This window comes from Pectobacterium brasiliense, assembly GCF_016950255.1.
Taxonomy (GTDB): Bacteria; Pseudomonadota; Gammaproteobacteria; order Enterobacterales; family Enterobacteriaceae; genus Pectobacterium; species Pectobacterium brasiliense.
Map to the genome: position 1 here is coordinate 85607 of NZ_JACGFN010000003.1, position 18192 is coordinate 103798.

Genomic DNA, 18192 nt, shown 5'->3' on the forward strand with positions numbered 1-18192 from the left:
TTTGTTTTCCCGCGTCACCGGAGAGGTGTGATGATTCAACGCCACAATACGTTGTTTACGTCGGAACGGTTAACGCCTGAAGGGTTAACCTCGAACCTGTTAACGCGAGAAGCGCAGTTTGCCGCTTTTGCTACCGGAGAATTACTGGATTTCTGGCGTCAGCGCGAAGAGGGCGAATTCTCTGGCGTTGATGATGTGCCGATCCGGTTCGTTCGTTTTACCGCACCCCAGCACGATAAGATTGTCGTTGTCTTTTCAGGCCGTATCGAAAGCTATGTCAAATATAGCGAAGTCGCTTATGACCTCTTTCATCGCGGCTATGACGTGCTCATCATGGATCACCGTGGGCAAGGGCGATCGGGTCGGGTGCTGCAAGACGGCCACCGTGGACACGTGCTGCGCTTCAGTGATTATGTCGATGATGCTGAAACGTTGTGCCAGCAGCATATTGGCCCGAAGCACTATACCCGCCGGTTTGCCTTAGCGCATTCGATGGGGGGCGCGATTCTGGCGCAGCTTCTGATTCGTCAACCTGAGACGTTTGATGCCGTGGCGCTGTGCGCGCCGATGTTTGGCATTCGTTTACCGCTTCCTCATTGCGTTGCTGGCTGGATTGTTGATTGGGCGGAGCATCGCCCAGCAATACGTGATTATTACGCCATCGGCACCGGACAGTGGCGTCCTTTGCCTTATCGGATGAATGTGCTGACACACAGCCGTGAGCGTTACCAGCGCAGCATTCGATTTTATGCGGATTCGCCGGATTTGCGCATCGGCGGCCCGACTTACCATTGGGTGCGTGAGGCGATACAGGCGGGGAAACAGCTGTTGGCACAGGCCAGCGCCGTCACCACGCCGCTTCTGCTGCTACAGGCGGGAGAGGAACGCGTGGTAGATAACCGCAGCCAGAATGCGTTTTGTCAGGCACTGGCGCAAAGCGGTAACGCCAATGCGAATGGCGTTTTGCAGGTTATCCCCGGTGCGCGGCATGAAATTCTCTTTGAAACGGATAACCTCCGCGCTCAGGCATTTGCGCTAATTTTGGCGCACTTTGCGCGTTATCATTAATTTTAGACTGTTGGCACGCCGTTCAACGGATGCTGCCAGCAACCTCGTTAATTTTTTGCGGCGCGTGCCGCCACAACACACCAGAAGTGAGATCTCATCGTTATGTACCATGTCGTTGCTTCCGATTTAGATGGCACACTGCTGTCACCTGACCACTCGTTGTCCCCGTATGCGAAAGAAACCCTCAGGCTGCTGACGGAAAAAGGGATTCACTTTGTGTTTGCTACCGGACGTCATCACATGGATGTCGCGCAGATCCGCGATAACCTCGGCATCAGCGCATTTATGATTACCTCGAATGGTGCGCGCGTGCACAACTCGCAGGGCGAACTGATTTTCAGCCACAACCTGGATCAGGACATCGCCCGCGACCTTTACAGCGTCGTACACAATAACCCCGATATGCTGACGCACGTTTACCGCGATGATGAGTGGTTTATGAACCGTCCGCGCATGGAAGAAGAGCGCTTCTTCAAAGAGTCGATCTTTAAATACAAGCTGTTTGAGCCTGCACTGCTTGAAACCGATGGCGTCAGCAAAGTGTTCTTTACCTGTGATTCCCATGAGCAGTTGCTACCGCTGGAAGAAGCGATCAATGCGCGCTGGGGCGACCGCGTTAACGTGAGCTTTTCGACGCTTACCTGCCTGGAAGTGATGGCGGGTGGCGTGTCTAAAGGTCATGCGCTGGAGCAGGTGGCGAAGATTATCGGCTTCTCGCTCAAAGAGTGTGTGGCGTTTGGTGATGGCATGAACGACTACGAAATGCTGTCGATGGCGGGTAAAGGCTGCGTCATGCAGAACGCGCATCAGCGCCTGAAAGATATGCTGCCGGATCGCGAAGTGATTGGGTCTAACGCGGACAGCGCGGTGCCGAATTATCTGCGTGAGCTGTTTCTGAAGTAAGCCGTGAAGTAATCCGTATAGTATCGACCGACGCATCATCGGGCACGTGGTGCCCGATGGCAAAACTGAGTCTCAGCGCGGTTTTTTCAGGAAATCGACCGCTTTGTCGGGAAAATCGGTGAACAGCCCGTCAACATCCGCCTGATAGTAGAGAATGTCGTAGAGCCGATCGATATCGCTGGCGTACGCCGGTAGTCTGTCAGCTCTTGCCGTGAACGGGTGTACCTGAAGTTTATGCTGGTGGGCTTCCTTCACCATGTCGGTAAAGGTGATGTGGTCAGGCGTCGACCCTTTCTGGACGAGCATGTGATAGTCCGGGCCGATACCATCGGCATAGGTCGCAATTTGCTGCATCGCGCCGGGCTTTTGCATCCAGTCGTAGTTGTAATTCACCCACGTCCCATCGGCCTGCTTCTCGTAGGTTTCATGCCAGTCGGTATAGGCAATCAGCTGAATCAGGTTCAGATCCATCTTCATCTGCGGCTGCAATTCGGTTTTGATGCGCTTTAGCTCTGCGACATCAAACGATTGCAGGAAGACCTTATCGCTTTTTTTCGTATAGCCATACTGCTTCAACACGGCCAGCGTTTCGCGCGCGATGTCTTTCCCTTCCTGATGGTGAAACCACGGTGCTTTGATTTCGGGGTAGAGTCCGATGTTCTTGCCAGTCGAGTGGTTCAGACCCTGAATAAATTCAATTTCTTCCTGAAAGGTATGAATACGGAAGTCGGATTTCCACATCGGAAAACGGTTCGGGTAACTCTGGACCTGTTTGCCGTCTTTGATATCGAATCCTTCGGTGAACTTCAGTGACTTGATCTCTTTTAGCGTGAAGTCGATAGCGTAAAAGCGTCCATCTTTACGGGCGCGTTGCGGAAAACGCTCTGCCACGTCGGTCACGCGATCCAGATAGTGATCGTGCAACACAATGAGCGCGTTATCTTTGGTGAGCACCAGATCCTGTTCCAGATAATTGGCACCCTGAGCATAGGCCATCGCCTTTGCCGGAAGCGTATGCTCGGGCAGATAGCCGCTGGCACCGCGGTGGGCAATAACGATTTTGTCGGTTGATGAAGCGAAAGCACTAAAGGAAACGGAGAGTGCGAGGGCGGAGAGTAGAGATGTTACGGTAACGTTCATGCGATCAAACCTCTTTCTGTTGAGAGAAAGGCGGCGTCGTTATGACGCCGCCAGAGGGATGCTTACAAGAGCGGGTTAGGCGCGATTGGCTAACTCTGCTTTATGCTTTTTCTCATTCAGCATAACAACAACCAGCAGAAGTACCGCCAGAATGCTGCCGCCTATCATCACCATGAAGCCGCCGTCCCAACCGAAGAAGTCAACGGTGTAGCCGACGATGGCGCTAGCGGCAACGGAGCCTCCGAGGTAACCGAACAGGCCGGTGAAGCCCGCTGCGGTACCCGCTGCTTTTTTCGGTGCCAGTTCCAATGCATGCAGACCAATCAGCATGACCGGACCGTAAATCAGGAAGCCGATGACGATCATACAGGCCATGTCCACACCCGGGTTACCGGCTGGGTTCATCCAGTAAACGATGGTTGCTATTGTTACCAGCGTCATGAAGAACACGCCCGTTGCACCACGGTTGCCTTTAAATACCTTGTCGGACATCCAGCCACACAGCAGCGTGCCCGGAATACCTGCGTATTCGTAGAAGAAATAGGCCCAGGAAGACTTATCCAGTGCGAAGTGTTTAACTTCCTTCAGGTAGGTCGGTGACCAATCGAGGATACCGTAACGCAGCAGGTAAACGAAGACGTTGGCGATCGCGATGTACCACAGCAGTTTGTTCGGGAAAACGTACTGCATGAAGATTTGCTTAGCCGTCAGCTCTTCTTCCGCTTTTTCATTGTAATCAACCGGATAATCGTTTTTGTACTCTTCAATCGGTGGCAGACCACAGGATTGCGGTGTGTCACGCATCAGTGCAAAAGCGATCATGGCAACCAGAATAGCGGCGAAGGCCGGCATATAGAGTGCGGCTTTCCAGTCGTTGAACCAGGCCATACCCAGCAGGAACAGCAGGGGAGGAATACCACCGCCGACGTTGTGAGCACAGTTCCATACGGACACGATGCCACCACGTTCTTTTTGCGACCACCAGTGAACCATCGTACGTCCGCACGGTGGCCAGCCCATACCCTGAAACCATCCGCACAGGAACAGCAGGACGAACATAATCGCAATGCTGGATGTTGCCCACGGCACGAAGCCCATGAACAGCATGACCGCACCTGACAGAATCAGACCCGCAGGCAGGAATACGCGCGGGTTAGAACGGTCGGATATCGATCCCATGATGAATTTGGAAAAGCCGTAGGCAATAGAGATACCTGACAGTGCAAAACCGAGGTCACCACGTGAGAAGCCCTGTTCAATCAGGTAAGGCATGGCCAGTGCGAAGTTTTTACGCACCAGATAGTAGGCGGCGTAGCCAAAAAAGATCCCCATGAAAATCTGCCAGCGCAGACGGCGATAGAGCGGATCAACGTGTTCTTGCGACACGCGCGGCTGGTGGGCGGCGGGCCTAAAAATACTCAGCATAGATATCTCCAATGCGAAAAAAAACGATAGCTTTTTTGTTCTATTACGAACGTTATTGTAAGGGGATAGCGTGCAAATGAGTGTGATTCATGACGCTTATGTTACACTTTTATGAAACTGTGACGATTTTTGCGCTCATGTTAACAGAATCGGAAAATTCCACAGTGCGGTTTTAGTGACCTAAATCACACTTATCGTTTTTAAACCTCGCTTTATTTTCGTTTAGTGTTCGTTTTTGCTCTTTATCAAACATTAACCCTTCTTTCTGTGTCCCAATAGCAACATGTAGACCATCCGCCTGGAGCGAGAACATGAAGCAAAATACGGGGAACTGGCGTGAAACTGACGTGGTTGTCATCGGCGGTGGTGCAACGGGAGCAGGAACGGCACGGGACTGTGCCCTGCGCGGACTGCGCTGCCTGCTGCTTGAACGTTATGATATTGCGACTGGCGCGACCGGGCGTAATCACGGCTTATTACACAGCGGTGCCCGCTATGCGGTAACCGATGGCGAGTCTGCCCGTGAATGTATTGAAGAAAACCAGATTCTCCGACGGATTGCTCGCCACTGTATTGAACCTACTGACGGTCTGTTTATCACCTTGCCCGAAGACGATCTTGGTTGGCAGGCACAGTTTATTACCGCCTGCCAGCAGGCGGGAATTCGCGCGCAGGCGTTGGATCCGCGGGAAGCGTTACGACTGGAACCGGCAGCAAACCCGGCGCTGATTGGCGCGGTGCGCGTGCCGGATGGTTCGGTCGATCCTTTTCGCCTGACGGCAGCCAACATGATTGATGCTTGCGAGCACGGCGCGGAAGTGCTGACCTATCATGAGGTTATCGGACTGATTCGTCAGGGCGACCGTATTACCGGCGTGCGCGTTTTCGACCATAAAAAAGGTGTAGAAACAGAAATTTATGCACAGGTGGTGGTCAACGCGGGCGGTATTTGGGGACAACACATTGCGGAATATGCCGATCTGCGCGTGCGCATGTTCCCGGCAAAAGGCGCGCTGTTGATTCTTGGACACCGCATCAACAACATGGTGATCAACCGCTGCCGTAAACCGGCGGATGCCGACATTCTGGTGCCGGGCGATACCATTTCGCTGATTGGCACTACCTCAACCCATATCGATTACGATCAAATCGACAATATGCTGGTAACACCTGCCGAGGTGGAAACGCTGATGCGGGAAGGCTCAATGCTGGCACCGACGCTGGCGAGCACGCGCATTCTACGCGCCTATGCCGGTGTCCGACCGCTGGTTGCTAACGATAGTGACCCGAGCGGACGTAGCGTAAGTCGCGGCATTGTCTTGCTCGACCATGCCAGCCGCGACGGGCTGGAAGGATTTATTACCATCACCGGCGGCAAGCTGATGACCTACCGCCTAATGGCGGAGTGGGTGACTGACGCTATTTGCAAAAAGCTGGGTCATGACGTGGCCTGCTCGACGGCACAGACGCCGCTGCCCGGTTCTGAATCGCTGGAGGAGCTGAAATCCGCTCCTCACCCCCTGTCTGCTTACCCTGCGGCAAAACCGCTCTCTGCGCCGCTGCGCGGTTCGGCGATTTATCGCCACGGTGAACGTGCCGGAAGGATGCTGTCCGGTGAGCGTCTGGACCGCAGTCTGGTGTGCGAATGTGAGGCGGTGACGGCGGGAGAAGTGCGCTACGCCGTGGAATCGTTACAGGTGAATAACCTGATTGATTTACGTCGGCGCACTCGCGTGGGTATGGGCACCTGTCAGGGTGAACTCTGTGCCTGTCGTGCGGCGGGTCTGCTGTGCCGTCTGGGTACCGCGACGCCGGAGCAGTCGCTCACGCAGCTCAGTCAGTTTTTGAACGAACGCTGGAAAGGCATTCGCCCGATTGCGTGGGGCAATGCGCTGCGCGAAAGCGAGTTTACCAGCTGGATTTATCAGGGATTGTGCGGCCTGACGGCCAGCGACAGTCAGGAGGATCGTCATGCGTTATGACGTTGTGATTATCGGCGGCGGACTGGCGGGATTGACCTGCGGTATTCGCCTGGCGGAGCAGGGGAAACGCTGTGCCATTGTTAGTGCGGGGCAGAATGCGCTGCATTTTTCTTCCGGCGCGCTGGATTTACTCTCTCATCTCCCCGACGGACAGCCCGTGAGTCAGCCGCTCGATGCGCTGGATGAACTGGCGCGTCAGGCTCCTCACCATCCTTATTCCCGTATGGGGGCGGCGGCAGTGGCGGCGCTGTTGCCACAGGCCGAGGCGCTGCTGGAACGCAGCAATATCACCCTGCTGGGTAATCATCAGCAAAACCACTGGCGCATGACGCCGCTAGGTAAATTTCGCGCCTGCTGGCTGAGTCCGGTCGATGGCGTCACGCGTGGTCTGCCGGATTCCCGCTTTGGCGATAATCCGCTGATTGCGGGTATCGAAGGCTTTCTGGATTTTCAGCCCCGTATTGTGGCCGGTACGCTTCAGACGCAGGGGATCGCGGCACGCAGTGATGAACTCAAGCTGCCCGTGTTGGATAGGTTGCGTCAGAACCCCAGCGAATTCCGCGCGGTCAATATCGCCCGTGTGCTCGACCGACCAGAAAATCGCTCGGCGCTGCTGGAGGAGCTATCGCTTCTGGCTAACGGCAACGATGCCATCATCATGCCTGCCTGTCTGGGCTTGGACAGTCCTGAAATCATCAATGAACTTGCTGATGCGTTAGGTAAACCGGTGCTGCTGCTGCCGACATTACCACCGTCATTGCTCGGGTTACGCCTGCATCAGGCGCTGTCGCAGCGCTTTCGCCAACTGGGCGGCATGGTGATGCCGGGCGATCGTGCGGTGCGCGCCTCGCTGTCGCCGCAGGAGATTGCGATCCATAGCCACCATCATCGCGATATTCCTCTGCGGGCGAAGCACGCGGTGCTGGCGAGCGGCAGCTTCTTCAGTAACGGATTGGTGACGACATTCGATCGGGTGACCGAGCCGGTCTTTGGGCTGGACGTTCGATTCGCTGATCAGCGCGAGGGCTGGAGCCAGCAGGATGTGTTTGCGCCACAGCCTTATATGCAATTTGGCGCGATTGTCGATGAACACCTGCATCCGTGCATTGGGGGCGAAACGGTCAACAACCTGTACGCGATTGGCGCGGTGCTGGAAGGCTTCGACCCGATTATGCAGGGATGTGGAGCGGGGGTTTCCTTGCTCAGCGCACTTCATGTTGCCGAACAGATTTTGAAGGAGGGCAACCCATGAGCCTGCTTAGCGATAACAGTTTTGAAGATTGCATTAAGTGTACGGTGTGTACCACATACTGTCCGGTTTCACGCGTGAACCCGCTTTATCCTGGCCCGAAACAGGCTGGACCGGACGGCGAACGCCTGCGGCGAAAAGATCCGGCGCTGTATGATGATGCGCTGAAATACTGCACCAACTGCAAACGTTGTGAGGTCGCGTGCCCGTCGGATGTCAAAATTGGTGACATTATTCAGCGTGCAAAGGGGACGCACAGCACCCACAAGCCGACGCTGCGCGATGCGATTCTGAGCCATACCGATCTCATGGGGTCGATTGCCACGCCGTTTGCGCCGCTGGTGAATACGGCGACCAGCCTGAAACCGGTGCGCCAACTGCTGGATAAAGCGTTGAAAATCGACCATCGTCGCCAGTTGCCGAAATATTCATTCGGCACTTTCCGGCGCTGGTATCGTCAGCAGGCTGCAAAGCAGCAGGCCTATGATGAGCAGATTGCCTACTTCCACGGCTGCTATGTGAACTACAACCATCCACAGCTGGGTAAAGATCTGGTTCAGGTCTTTAACGCGATGGGTATTGGTGTCCAGTTGCTGAATAAAGAGAAGTGCTGCGGTGTGCCACTGATCGCCAATGGTTTTCACGACAAGGCCAGAAAGCAGGCGCACGCCAATATCAAATCGCTGGATGAGGCGATCAATCAGAAATCCCTGCCGGTAGTCGCGACGTCATCCAGCTGTACGTTCACGCTGCGGGACGAGTATCCACATCTGCTGGGCGTGGATAACGGCCATGTGCGCGATGGCATCGAACTGGTGACGCGCCAGCTCTACCGCTTGCTGGAAGAAGAGGGACGCACGCTGCCGCTGGGTAAATTGCCGCTGCGGGTGGCGTATCACACGCCCTGCCATCTGGAGAGGATGGGCTGGACGGCGTATACCCTGGCACTGCTGCAACGCATCCCCGGTCTTGAGCTGGTGATGCTGGATTCCCAGTGCTGTGGCATTGCGGGCACCTACGGCTTCAAGAAAGAGAACTACGCCACGTCGCAAGGCATTGGCGCACCGCTGTTCCAGCAGATTGAAGAGAGCGGCGTCGATATCGTGGTAACGGACTGCGAAACCTGTAAATGGCAGATTGAGATGTCGACCAGCAAACGGTGTGAACACCCGATCACCCTTTTGGCGAGGTCATTGGCGCAGCCAGAGTAACAAACGGAAGGGGAGCAAAACGGGCTGTCACTTAGTCCGTATTGAGAATAAGAATTTATCGCAAAAAGCACTTTACAAGTGCGAATGATAATGATTATTATTGCTGTGCGTTCCGGGGAACGATGTCATGTGCCTGTGTTAATTACCGATGGTGTTCATGATGATCCGGTTTCCCTGTGAAGGCACGACATTGCTCACATTGCTTCCAGTATTATTTAGCCAGCTCGGGTGCTGGCTTTTTTTTTGCAATTCTCCTCCAGCCCGGCATCCCGTTCTGATTTTTCGAACAGAGCGGTGAGTTTTTTGCGCTATCTTATTTACCGCCGCCCGTTACACTTTCCTTATCAAAAACGCGGGAGGAAATAACATGATCTATTTACGTCAAGCGCAAGATCGCGGACATGCGAATCACGGCTGGCTCGACAGCTGGCACACGTTCTCATTTGCCGATTATTACGATCCTGATTTCATGGGATTTTCGGCACTGCGCGTCATTAATGAAGACGTCATCGAAGGCGGTCAGGGCTTTGGCACACATCCGCACAAAGATATGGAAATTCTGACCTATGTATTGTCCGGTGCGGTTGAACATCAGGACAGCATGGGGAATAAAGAGCAGGTGCCAGCGGGCGAATTCCAGATTATGAGTGCGGGCACGGGCATTCGTCACTCCGAATACAATGCCAGCAAAGACGAACAGCTGCATCTGTACCAAATCTGGATTATCCCGGAAAAAACCGGGCTGACGCCGCGCTACGAGCAGAAACGCTTTGATGTGCAGCAAGGGCGTCAATTGGTGCTGTCCCCGGATGCGCGTGAAGGTTCGCTGAAAGTCTTTCAGGACATGACGCTGTGGCGCTGGGCCCTGAAAGCGCAGGAGCAATCGGTGTACCAGATTCAGGCCGATCGTCGCGTCTGGGTTCAGGTGGTGCGCGGTACGGTAGAGATTAACGGCCAGAAAGCGGAAACCAGCGATGCGTTTGCAGTCTGGGACGAAACGGCGATCTCCGTACACGCCAGCGAGGACAGCGAAATCCTGCTGTTTGATCTGCCGCCAGTATAACGGCGAGTGAGAAAAGTGAAGAAGCCCACGTAGGAAAGGACGCGGGCTTTTTATTGGTCACGGCCTGACGTCATCATTCAGATTCTGCCCCTTTGCCTTTACCTTCTTAATGCTTTTTTTGTTAGACTTAGATTACTGTTTTTCAGGCATTTTAGTCGACGATGAAGAAAAAAAGACCCGTTCTCCAGGACGTTGCTGACCGCGTTGGAATTACCAAAATGACGGTAAGCCGTTATTTGCGTAATCCCGCTCAGGTATCCGCCGCGTTGCAGGAAAAGATCGCTATTGCATTGGATGAGCTGGGCTATATCCCCAACCTCGCGCCGAATATGCTCGCCAGCTCCACCAGTCGGGCGATTGGCGTGCTGCTGCCGTCATTAACTAATCAGGTTTTCGCCGAAGTCTTGCGCGGGATTGAACGCACGGCGGAAGCACACGGCTACCAGACCATGCTGGCGCACTATGGCTATCATCCTGACAGAGAAGAGCAGCGTCTGACGTCACTGCTGTCGTATCACATCGATGGGCTTATTCTGGCCGAACGCACCCACACGCCGCGAACGCGCCAGATGCTGGACGTTGCTGGCATTCCGGTCGTCGAGCTGATGGATTCCGTCTCGCCCTGTCTGGATATGGCCGTCGGATTTGATAACGTTGAAGCTGCCCGACAGATGACGCTGCGTATGGTCGCGCTGGGGCATCGTCATATTGTCTATCTCGGCGCGCGTCAGGATGAGCGTACGATTATGCGCAGTCAGGGCTACGAGCAGGCGATGTGGGAAAGCGGGCTCAAGAGCTATTGTGTGATGAGCGAGCGGGCGTCTTCCTATTCGCTCGGTGGCGAATTGCTGCGGCAGACGCAGGTGGAATACCCGCAGGTCGATAGCGTATTTTGCACCAATGACGACTTAGCCGTCGGTGCGATGTTCGAATGTCAGAGGCAGGGGCTGCGCGTGCCGGATGACATTGGCATAGCCGGTTTCCACGGGCATGACATTGGTCAGGCGATGGTGCCGAAGCTGGCTAGCGTGCTGACGCCGCGTGAACATATGGGACGCGTCGGCACCGAACAACTGCTGGCTCGTCTGCGGGGCGAGCCAGTTGCGCAGGAGAGGGTCGATGTCGGCTTTACCGTGCTGGACGGAGAAAGCCTCTAAGTCGCTGCGTTAGCCTGCCGCGCGCAGTGCGTCAACGCAGCGCTGCACAACGTCTTCCCGGGTGCCGTCAATATCGACTTTCAGGACATCCGGCTCATCGCTACCCGGTTCTTCCAGCGCATCGAACTGGCTTTTCAGTAGGTCTGTCGGCATGAAGTGGCCTGCTCTGGCTTTGTGACGCTCCAGAACCAGTTCAAAGCTGCCTTTCAAATAGATAAACACCATCTTTTCGTTGCCTTCGCGCAGGCGGTCGCGGTAACGCTTTTTCAGCGCGGAACAGACGATGATGCCGGTCTCATTTTTGTGCGCCAGACTGTAGGCAACATCGCTGAGTCGCTCCAGCCACGGTGCGCGATCGTCGTCATTCAACGGCGTGCCGCTGGCCATTTTCTGGATATTCGCACGCGGGTGCAGATCGTCGCCGTCAATAAATTTTGCCTGAATGGCGCGGCCAAGTTCAGCGCCAACTGAGGATTTTCCACTGCCTGATACGCCCATCAGAATAATGCTTCGACCTGACATAATTTGATCTCTATCTCAAACTGTAAATTAAATGATACTTAATGGTTCCATACTTTAACATGTTACCCGTATCATGTTACCGGTATCAAATGATGATGTGATGCATCTCACAAACAATTAGCCAACCCAGACCGAGTGCCCTAAAGAGATTATTAACGATGACAGAAATCACCTCCGCCTATAGCGCCAGTGTGTTGTTGACCATTGCCGCTGGTGCAGTCGCACTGTTACTGGTGCTGATTATGCGCTTCCGCGTCCACGCGTTTTTGGCGTTGACGCTGGTGAGCCTGATCACGGCGCTAGCGACGAAAACCCCTTTTGAGAAACTCGTTCCTACGCTGCTCAGCGGTTTCGGCAGTACGTTGGCATCTGTTGCCTTGCTGGTTGGTCTGGGGGCAATGATTGGTCGCCTGCTGGAAGTGACCGGTGGCGCAAATGTGCTGGCGGATACGCTAATCAATAAATTTGGTGAGAAACGTGCGCCTTTCGCGCTGGGTCTTGCCTCTCTGCTGTTCGGCTTCCCGATCTTTTTCGATGCCGGGCTGATCGTGATGCTGCCGATTATTTTCAGCGTGGCGAAACGTTTTGGTGGCTCAACGCTGACCTATGCGTTCCCTGCGGCGGGCGCGTTTGCTGTTATGCACGCCTTGCTGCCGCCGCATCCCGGTCCGGTTGCTGCCAGTGAACTGCTGGGTGCCAACATTGGCCTGCTGGTACTGGTTGGTGCTGTGATTGCTTACCCTACCTGGTATCTGGGCGGTTATCTGTTCGGCCTGTGGGCAGGTAAGAAATTCCATTTGCCGTTGCCGTCTACCTTCCTGACCGAAGTCAAAGCGGATGAGAAGCATACGCCGCCAGCGTTTGGCGTGGTGATGTGGGTGTTGCTGCTGCCGCTGATCCTGATCTTCCTCGATACCGGATTGAATACCCTGACGGTAATGGGCGTTATCAGCGGTGATAGCGGTCTGGTGCAGTTCCTGCGTATGTTAGGGAAAACGCCGATTGCGCTGCTGATTACGGTCTTGTTCGCCATGATTATGTTTAGCGGCCAGCATAGCCGTAGACACCTTGAGAAGATCTGTGAAGGCGCGCTGGGTCCGGTTTGTTCGATTATTCTGGTCACCGGTGCGGGCGGGATGTTCGGTGGCGTTCTGCGTTCCAGCGGTATCGGCGATGCGCTGTCTGGCGCGCTGGCAGATACCGGTATGCCGGTGATTGTAGCGGCGTTTGTGGTGTCTGCTGCACTGCGTGTGGCACAGGGTTCCGCAACGGTAGCGTTGACGACCACGGCGGCGTTGATGGCACCAGCGGTGGCGGCGACACCTGGCCTCAGTCAGTTCGATCTCTGCTTTATCGTGGTAGCGATTGCGGGCGGTGCGACCGTGCTGTCGCATGTGAACGACTCAGGCTTCTGGCTGGTTGGCCGTTTCCTCGAAATGGATGAGAAAACGACCCTGAAAACCTGGACGGTGATGGAAACGTTGCTCGGCAGTATCGCGTTCCTGATAGCGTTAGTGGGGAGTATTTTCCTCTGATGTATTTAGCCCCCTCCTTGCGGAGGGAGGCTTTTAGTCACATTTTTATGCCGATCAAGAGACGGTTTCGTGCGCGATAATGTCGTTATTTTCATGCTACTTCGTAGCACGCGCCCGACATGGGGCGGCTCAAACGCCGCTCGCCCCATGACCCCAGGCTTCTGGCTAAATTATGCCGCTACGCGGTGCCATCGGTGTTCATGACCACTTTTCGAGCCGACTGTGACGCGTTTACTTGCCCCATAAACGGGGCTCGCCCTTCGGGCCAGCACAAGTGCTGTTCAAAAACGTCTCTGACGTTTTTGTCCGGCGCGGCACAGCCTTTCGCGGCGTCCCTGCCGCTCACTCGGTGGTCATGCCCATCGCTGCATAATTTTTACGCCAGATAACGTCAACCCCCGTAATAATTTGCACATTATGTACAAGACACAGGGGGAAACGGATCGCCTATAGCTTCATGTAGGCACGCACGCCGTCGAGGAACATCTGCGTCGACAGCATCACCAGAATCAACCCCATCAATTTCTCCAGCGCACTCACGCCTTTCTCACCCAGCAAACGCAAGAACACATCTGACATCAGCAGGATGATGAACGAAATCGTCCAGGCGATAAACAGCGCCAGCGTCAGGTGAGGTAGCTGATTGGGATACTGGTGAGACAGCAGCATCAGCGCCGCGAGGATCGACGGCCCCGCTACCAGTGGAATCGCCATGGGCACCAGAAACGGCTCTTCGCCGGCTGGCAGACCGCTGCTATTGCCTTCCTGCGAAGGGAAAATCATACGAATCGCGATGAGGAACAGCACGATACCGCCGGAAATCGACACGGTTTCGGTGCGCAGATTCAGGAATGCCAGAATGTGTTCACCGGCGAACAGGAAAATCAGCATTAGTCCGAGTGCGATCAGCATTTCACGGATCAACACCACACGTCGGCGTTTGGGGTCGAGGTGTTTGAGTACGGACATGAAAATCGGCAGATTGCCGAGTGGATCCATAATGAGCAACAGCAGCACTGTTGCGGAGATCATTTCTGTCATTTTGGTTTTTTACTCCCGAAACCTTGTTTCCTGACCTGGGCCATCTTTACGGGCTGACCAACGTGATTATCCTGCGTCAGGTTGATGATATTAGAATGACTGCTGAAAAAGGGCGTACTATCGAATAAATTCACTTGCGAGTTTAGGTACATTTTGTAAGGCTGAATGACACAATTATTTACGGGTTTACGACACGACGCGCGCGCGACCTCTGCGGGAGATCACCGAACCAGCAATCACTCAGCGCTATCGACGTTAGCCAGAATTCTTTTTGTTACCCCCAAAGCAGGACAGTTACCATGAAAAATGTTGGTTTTATTGGCTGGCGCGGTATGGTCGGCTCGGTTCTCATGCAGCGCATGGTGGAAGAACGCGACTTTGATGTGATTCACCCGGTATTCTTTTCGACTTCTCAGCACGGCGAACCTGCTCCGGCGCTGGGTGGTCATAAAGGCGTGTTGCAGGATGCTTATAATATCGATGCACTGCGCGCGCTGGACATCATCATTACCTGTCAGGGCGGCGATTATACCAATGAAGTTTACCCAAAGCTGCGTGAAAGTGGCTGGCAGGGTTATTGGATCGACGCAGCATCCTCACTCCGTATGAAAGATGACGCGATTATTATTCTGGATCCGGTGAACCACGGTGTGATTCAGCAGGGTCTGGATAAAGGCATCAAAACCTTTGCCGGCGGTAACTGTACCGTCAGCCTGATGCTGATGTCATTGGGCGGCCTGTTTGCGAACAATCTGGTGGAGTGGGTTTCTGCCGCGACGTATCAGGCGGCTTCTGGTGGCGGTGCGCGTCACATGCGTGAACTGCTGGCCCAGATGGGATCGTTACACGGTGAAGTGGCGAAAGAGCTGCAGGATCCGGCCTCTGCGATTCTGGACATCGAACGTAAAGTGACCGCGCTGACCCGTAGCGGTTCGCTGCCGACCGATAACTTCGGCGTGCCGTTGGCAGGTAGCCTGATTCCGTGGATCGACAAACAGCTGGATAACGGCCAGAGCCGCGAAGAGTGGAAAGGTCAGGCGGAAACCAACAAAATTCTGAGCACCAGCAGCGTCATTCCTGTCGACGGCCTCTGCGTGCGCGTTGGCGCACTGCGCTGCCACAGCCAAGCGTTCACCATCAAACTGAAAAAAGACATGGCGCTGCCGGAAATCGAACAGCTGCTGGCAACCCACAATGACTGGGTGAAAGTGGTGCCGAACGATCGCGATATCACTATGCGCGAGCTGACGCCTGCTGCGGTAACGGGCACGCTCTCTACGCCGGTGGGTCGTCTGCGTAAGCTGAACATGGGGCCGGAATACCTGTCCGCCTTCACGGTTGGCGATCAGCTGCTGTGGGGAGCCGCTGAACCGCTGCGCCGTATGCTGCGCATCCTGCTGTAGTTATTTTGATATAGCTATCTTGCTATAGTTCCTGCTTTTCTGGCGCAACATCGGTTGGTGTTGCGCCTGTTTCATACTCAGGTCTCATCAAGAACATAAACGAATGAATATCAACAGTGAACAGGATATGTCACAAGTATTGACATGGAAAAATCAGAAATTTGTTGTTACGACGAATAATGATCTACTGGATATTCATGCCATACATTGTTATTTAACACGTTCAAGTTGGGCAGAAGGCATTGATATCGATACTGTTCGGGAATCCATCACTCACAGCCTTAATTTCGGTTTATTTACTGACGATAAGCAGATTGGATTAGCGCGAGTAGTGACGGATTTTGCGACTTTCGGTTATCTCTGTGATGTTTATATACTGGAAGAATATCAGCAGCAAAAGTTGGGAAGCTGGTTAATGGAATGCTGCCTTGATCACCCAGTGATCAAGCGGTTACGGCGTATTATGCTACTAACATCAACCGCTCCATGGCTCTATGAAAAAGCAGGCTATTCTCCAATTAACAAAGAAAACTATGTCTGGGCGATTACGCGTCCCGATATATATCAATCGAAGAGGCATCCGGCTTGAATCAATCAGCCAACTAAGCGTGAGTAAGGTCATCAAGCCGCTATTCGACGACGTAACCCGCAACGCCTTTATCTCCCCGTCACGCCACGCTATCCAGCTGTTCTAGCACCTTACGGGGTGAGATCAGTGGGACGCGTACTTCGACCCGAGTGAATTTATCCGCTTCGCTGACTACCGTGATGCCATAGCGGTTGCCGTAGCGCGCCTTAATTCGACGGTCGACCAGATTCATACCTAACCCATCGCCGCCGCTGCGGGGCTGATAGGTACCAGCGTTATCTTCTACGGACAGTTCCAGCGTGTTGGCGTGCAGGCGTCCGCTAATGTGGATATGCCCGTTTTCAATCATCTGAGAGATACCGTGCTTAATCGCATTTTCGACAATCGGTTGCAGGGAAAACGCGGGTAAACGCGCCTCACGCAGCGATTCCGGCAGCGAAATGTCTACGGTCAGGTGATCGGCAAAGCGCGCTTTTTCGATTTCGAGATAGGCGTTAACGTGCTCCAGCTCGTCATTAAGCGACACTTCATCGTTGCTGCGCTTGAGATTTTTACGGAAAAACGTCGATAGGGACAGTACCAGTTGGCGAGCGTGATCGGGGTTGCGTCGTATCACCGCGGACAGCGTATTGAGCGCGTTAAACAGAAAGTGCGGGTTGACCTGCGCATGTAGCAGCTTGATTTCCGACTGGGCCAGCAGCTGTTTCTGCTGTTCAAAGCGGCCTGTCAGAATCTGTGCGGAAAGCAGGTGGGCGATCCCTTCCCCCAGCGTGCGGTTAATGCTGGAAAATAGCTTATTTTTGGGCTCATAAAGCTTGATCGTGCCGACAACGCGCTGATCTTCGCCACGCAGTGGGATCACCAGCGTGGAACCGAGTTTGCAGTGTGATGAAACCGAACAGGTATAAGACACCTCGTTGCCGTCGGCGTACACCACCTGATTGTTGTCTATCGCCCGACGGGTGTGTGATGAGGTGATAGGCGCGCCGACATTGTGGTGGTCGTCGCCCAGTCCGATGAAGGCCAGCAGTTTGTCGCGATCGGTAATGGCTACGGCACCCACCCCCAACTCTTCATACAAAATACGGGCAACGCGCATACTGTTTTGCGGGTTGAATCCCTGACGCAGCGCCCCTTCGGCGCGGGCGGCGATTTGCAACGCCTTGGCGGAAAACGCGGAGGTGTATTTTTCAAAAATGGCGCGTCTGTCGAGCAGGATGCGCATGAACATGGCGGCACCGATGGTGTTGGTGATCATCATCGGTAGAGCGATATCTAGAACCAGTTCGACCGCATTATCAAACGGACGGGCGACCAGCAGGATAATCGCCATTTGCAGTATCTCCGCGACCAGCGCGGTCAGGCCGACGGCGAGGGGCTGAAACAGCAGGTCGATGCGGTTGCGGCGTGCCAGATAGCGGTGTAACAGCCCACCGAGCAGGCCTTCGGCAATCGTCGACAGCATGCAGGCCAGTGCGGTCATGCCGCCCATCGAATAGCGGTGTAATCCACCCGTTAAGCCGACGAGAAAGCCAACGGAAGGGCCGCCGAGCATACCGCCGAGCACCGCCCCCGTTGCGCGGGTGTTGGCAATGGAATCATCTATATGTAGGCCGAAATAGGTTCCCATAATGCAAAAAACGGAAAATACCAGATAGCAAACCAGCTTGTGCGGCAGGCGAATGGTGACCTGCATCAGTGGGATGAACAGCGGTGTTTTACTGAGCAGATAGGCGATAACCAGATAAACACACATCTGCTGTAACAGGGAAAGAATCAGATCAACCTGGCTAACCATGGGCGGGGTCTCTTCACACACAATTTACAACATACATAATCGCCAAATTGTACTGCTTTTTGCTAGCGGACGAATCGATCTTTAAACAAAAGATGCTAATTATCCC

At 54.2% G+C, this 18192-nt stretch carries 15 protein-coding genes; 10 read left to right on the forward strand and 5 right to left on the reverse strand.

Features of this window, described 5'->3' with window-relative positions:
- Positions 1-30 precede the first annotated feature (30 nt).
- Positions 31-1068 carry a lysophospholipase L2 gene (gene pldB / locus H4F65_RS19705; RefSeq protein WP_010284883.1) on the forward strand — a complete coding sequence of 346 codons (1038 nt, stop codon included), beginning with the start codon at positions 31-33 and terminating at the stop codon, positions 1066-1068.
- Positions 1069-1170: 102 nt separating this feature from the next.
- Positions 1171-1971, forward strand: coding sequence for a sugar/pyridoxal phosphate phosphatase YigL (gene yigL, locus H4F65_RS19710; protein WP_010284879.1), 801 nt, complete (start codon positions 1171-1173; stop codon positions 1969-1971).
- A 72-nt stretch (positions 1972-2043) separates the two neighbouring features.
- Here the strand turns inward: yigL and glpQ are convergent, their stop codons facing one another.
- Together glpQ and glpT are read right to left on the reverse strand one after the other, a co-directional pair.
- Positions 2044-3111: a glycerophosphodiester phosphodiesterase gene (gene glpQ / locus H4F65_RS19715; protein ID WP_010284878.1), complete on the reverse strand. Its 1068-nt coding sequence runs from the start codon at positions 3109-3111 to the stop codon at positions 2044-2046.
- 75 nt (positions 3112-3186) lie between these two features.
- Positions 3187-4536, reverse strand: a complete 1350-nt coding sequence (glpT, locus tag H4F65_RS19720) for a glycerol-3-phosphate transporter (protein WP_010284875.1) — start codon at positions 4534-4536, stop codon at positions 3187-3189.
- A 311-nt stretch (positions 4537-4847) separates the two neighbouring features.
- Between glpT and glpA the strand changes: the two genes are divergently transcribed.
- The 5 genes from glpA (at position 4848) to gntR (ending at position 11198) form a co-directional block, all read left to right on the forward strand.
- Entirely contained in the window at positions 4848-6518 is a 1671-nt protein-coding gene (glpA, locus tag H4F65_RS19725) for an anaerobic glycerol-3-phosphate dehydrogenase subunit A (protein WP_010284868.1), read from the forward strand.
- Complete coding sequence (gene glpB, locus H4F65_RS19730; RefSeq protein WP_010284867.1) at positions 6508-7770, forward strand: glycerol-3-phosphate dehydrogenase subunit GlpB; 1263 nt, start codon at positions 6508-6510, stop codon at positions 7768-7770. The genes glpA and glpB overlap by 11 nt, the downstream gene beginning before the upstream one ends.
- A complete protein-coding gene (gene glpC, locus H4F65_RS19735) occupies positions 7767-8978 on the forward strand; it encodes an anaerobic glycerol-3-phosphate dehydrogenase subunit GlpC (RefSeq protein ID WP_039320277.1) in 1212 nt (403 codons plus the stop codon). The genes glpB and glpC overlap by 4 nt, the downstream gene beginning before the upstream one ends.
- 367 nt (positions 8979-9345) lie before the next feature.
- Positions 9346-10041, forward strand: coding sequence for a pirin family protein (locus H4F65_RS19740; protein ID WP_010277898.1), 696 nt, complete (start codon positions 9346-9348; stop codon positions 10039-10041).
- Between the two features lie 161 nt (positions 10042-10202).
- Positions 10203-11198: a gluconate operon transcriptional repressor GntR gene (gntR, locus tag H4F65_RS19745; protein ID WP_010277894.1), complete on the forward strand. Its 996-nt coding sequence runs from the start codon at positions 10203-10205 to the stop codon at positions 11196-11198.
- A gap of 9 nt (positions 11199-11207) precedes the next feature.
- On the opposite strand, the gene H4F65_RS19750 is transcribed toward gntR, so the two are convergent.
- Complete coding sequence (locus H4F65_RS19750; RefSeq protein ID WP_010277892.1) at positions 11208-11720, reverse strand: gluconokinase; 513 nt, start codon at positions 11718-11720, stop codon at positions 11208-11210.
- Between the two features lie 158 nt (positions 11721-11878).
- On the opposite strand from H4F65_RS19750, the gene H4F65_RS19755 reads away from it, so the two are divergent.
- Complete coding sequence (locus H4F65_RS19755; protein WP_010277889.1) at positions 11879-13255, forward strand: GntP family permease; 1377 nt, start codon at positions 11879-11881, stop codon at positions 13253-13255.
- A gap of 447 nt (positions 13256-13702) precedes the next feature.
- Here H4F65_RS19755 and H4F65_RS19760 read toward each other — a convergent pair whose 3' ends face one another.
- Positions 13703-14296 (reverse strand): YhgN family NAAT transporter, encoded by a 594-nt coding sequence (locus H4F65_RS19760; protein WP_010277887.1) that lies wholly within the window; start codon positions 14294-14296, stop codon positions 13703-13705.
- Positions 14297-14595: 299 nt separating this feature from the next.
- Between H4F65_RS19760 and asd the strand changes: the two genes are divergently transcribed.
- Both asd and H4F65_RS19770 read left to right on the forward strand, forming a co-directional pair.
- On the forward strand, positions 14596-15699 hold the full coding sequence (asd, locus tag H4F65_RS19765) for an aspartate-semialdehyde dehydrogenase (RefSeq protein ID WP_010277885.1): 1104 nt from the start codon (positions 14596-14598) through the stop codon (positions 15697-15699).
- A 103-nt stretch (positions 15700-15802) separates the two neighbouring features.
- Complete coding sequence (locus H4F65_RS19770; RefSeq protein ID WP_010277883.1) at positions 15803-16288, forward strand: GNAT family N-acetyltransferase; 486 nt, start codon at positions 15803-15805, stop codon at positions 16286-16288.
- Between the two features lie 79 nt (positions 16289-16367).
- Here the strand turns inward: H4F65_RS19770 and H4F65_RS19775 are convergent, their stop codons facing one another.
- Positions 16368-18086, reverse strand: coding sequence for a sensor histidine kinase (locus H4F65_RS19775; RefSeq protein WP_010277881.1), 1719 nt, complete (start codon positions 18084-18086; stop codon positions 16368-16370).
- Positions 18087-18192: the final 106 nt, after the last annotated feature.

What these genes read in the sequence shown, in the direction of transcription:
- pldB (WP_010284883.1), top strand. Translation starts at nt 31, where the DNA reads ATGATTCAACGCCACAATACGTTGTTTACGTCGGAACGGTTAACGCCT.
- yigL (WP_010284879.1), top strand. Translation starts at nt 1,171, where the DNA reads ATGTACCATGTCGTTGCTTCCGATTTAGATGGCACACTGCTGTCACCT.
- glpQ (WP_010284878.1), bottom strand. Translation starts at nt 3,111, where the DNA reads ATGAACGTTACCGTAACATCTCTACTCTCCGCCCTCGCACTCTCCGTT.
- glpT (WP_010284875.1), bottom strand. Translation starts at nt 4,536, where the DNA reads ATGCTGAGTATTTTTAGGCCCGCCGCCCACCAGCCGCGCGTGTCGCAA.
- glpA (WP_010284868.1), top strand. Translation starts at nt 4,848, where the DNA reads ATGAAGCAAAATACGGGGAACTGGCGTGAAACTGACGTGGTTGTCATC.
- glpB (WP_010284867.1), top strand. Translation starts at nt 6,508, where the DNA reads ATGCGTTATGACGTTGTGATTATCGGCGGCGGACTGGCGGGATTGACC.
- glpC (WP_039320277.1), top strand. Translation starts at nt 7,767, where the DNA reads ATGAGCCTGCTTAGCGATAACAGTTTTGAAGATTGCATTAAGTGTACG.
- H4F65_RS19740 (WP_010277898.1), top strand. Translation starts at nt 9,346, where the DNA reads ATGATCTATTTACGTCAAGCGCAAGATCGCGGACATGCGAATCACGGC.
- gntR (WP_010277894.1), top strand. Translation starts at nt 10,203, where the DNA reads ATGAAGAAAAAAAGACCCGTTCTCCAGGACGTTGCTGACCGCGTTGGA.
- H4F65_RS19750 (WP_010277892.1), bottom strand. Translation starts at nt 11,720, where the DNA reads ATGTCAGGTCGAAGCATTATTCTGATGGGCGTATCAGGCAGTGGAAAA.
- H4F65_RS19755 (WP_010277889.1), top strand. Translation starts at nt 11,879, where the DNA reads ATGACAGAAATCACCTCCGCCTATAGCGCCAGTGTGTTGTTGACCATT.
- H4F65_RS19760 (WP_010277887.1), bottom strand. Translation starts at nt 14,296, where the DNA reads ATGACAGAAATGATCTCCGCAACAGTGCTGCTGTTGCTCATTATGGAT.
- asd (WP_010277885.1), top strand. Translation starts at nt 14,596, where the DNA reads ATGAAAAATGTTGGTTTTATTGGCTGGCGCGGTATGGTCGGCTCGGTT.
- H4F65_RS19770 (WP_010277883.1), top strand. Translation starts at nt 15,803, where the DNA reads ATGAATATCAACAGTGAACAGGATATGTCACAAGTATTGACATGGAAA.
- H4F65_RS19775 (WP_010277881.1), bottom strand. Translation starts at nt 18,086, where the DNA reads ATGGTTAGCCAGGTTGATCTGATTCTTTCCCTGTTACAGCAGATGTGT.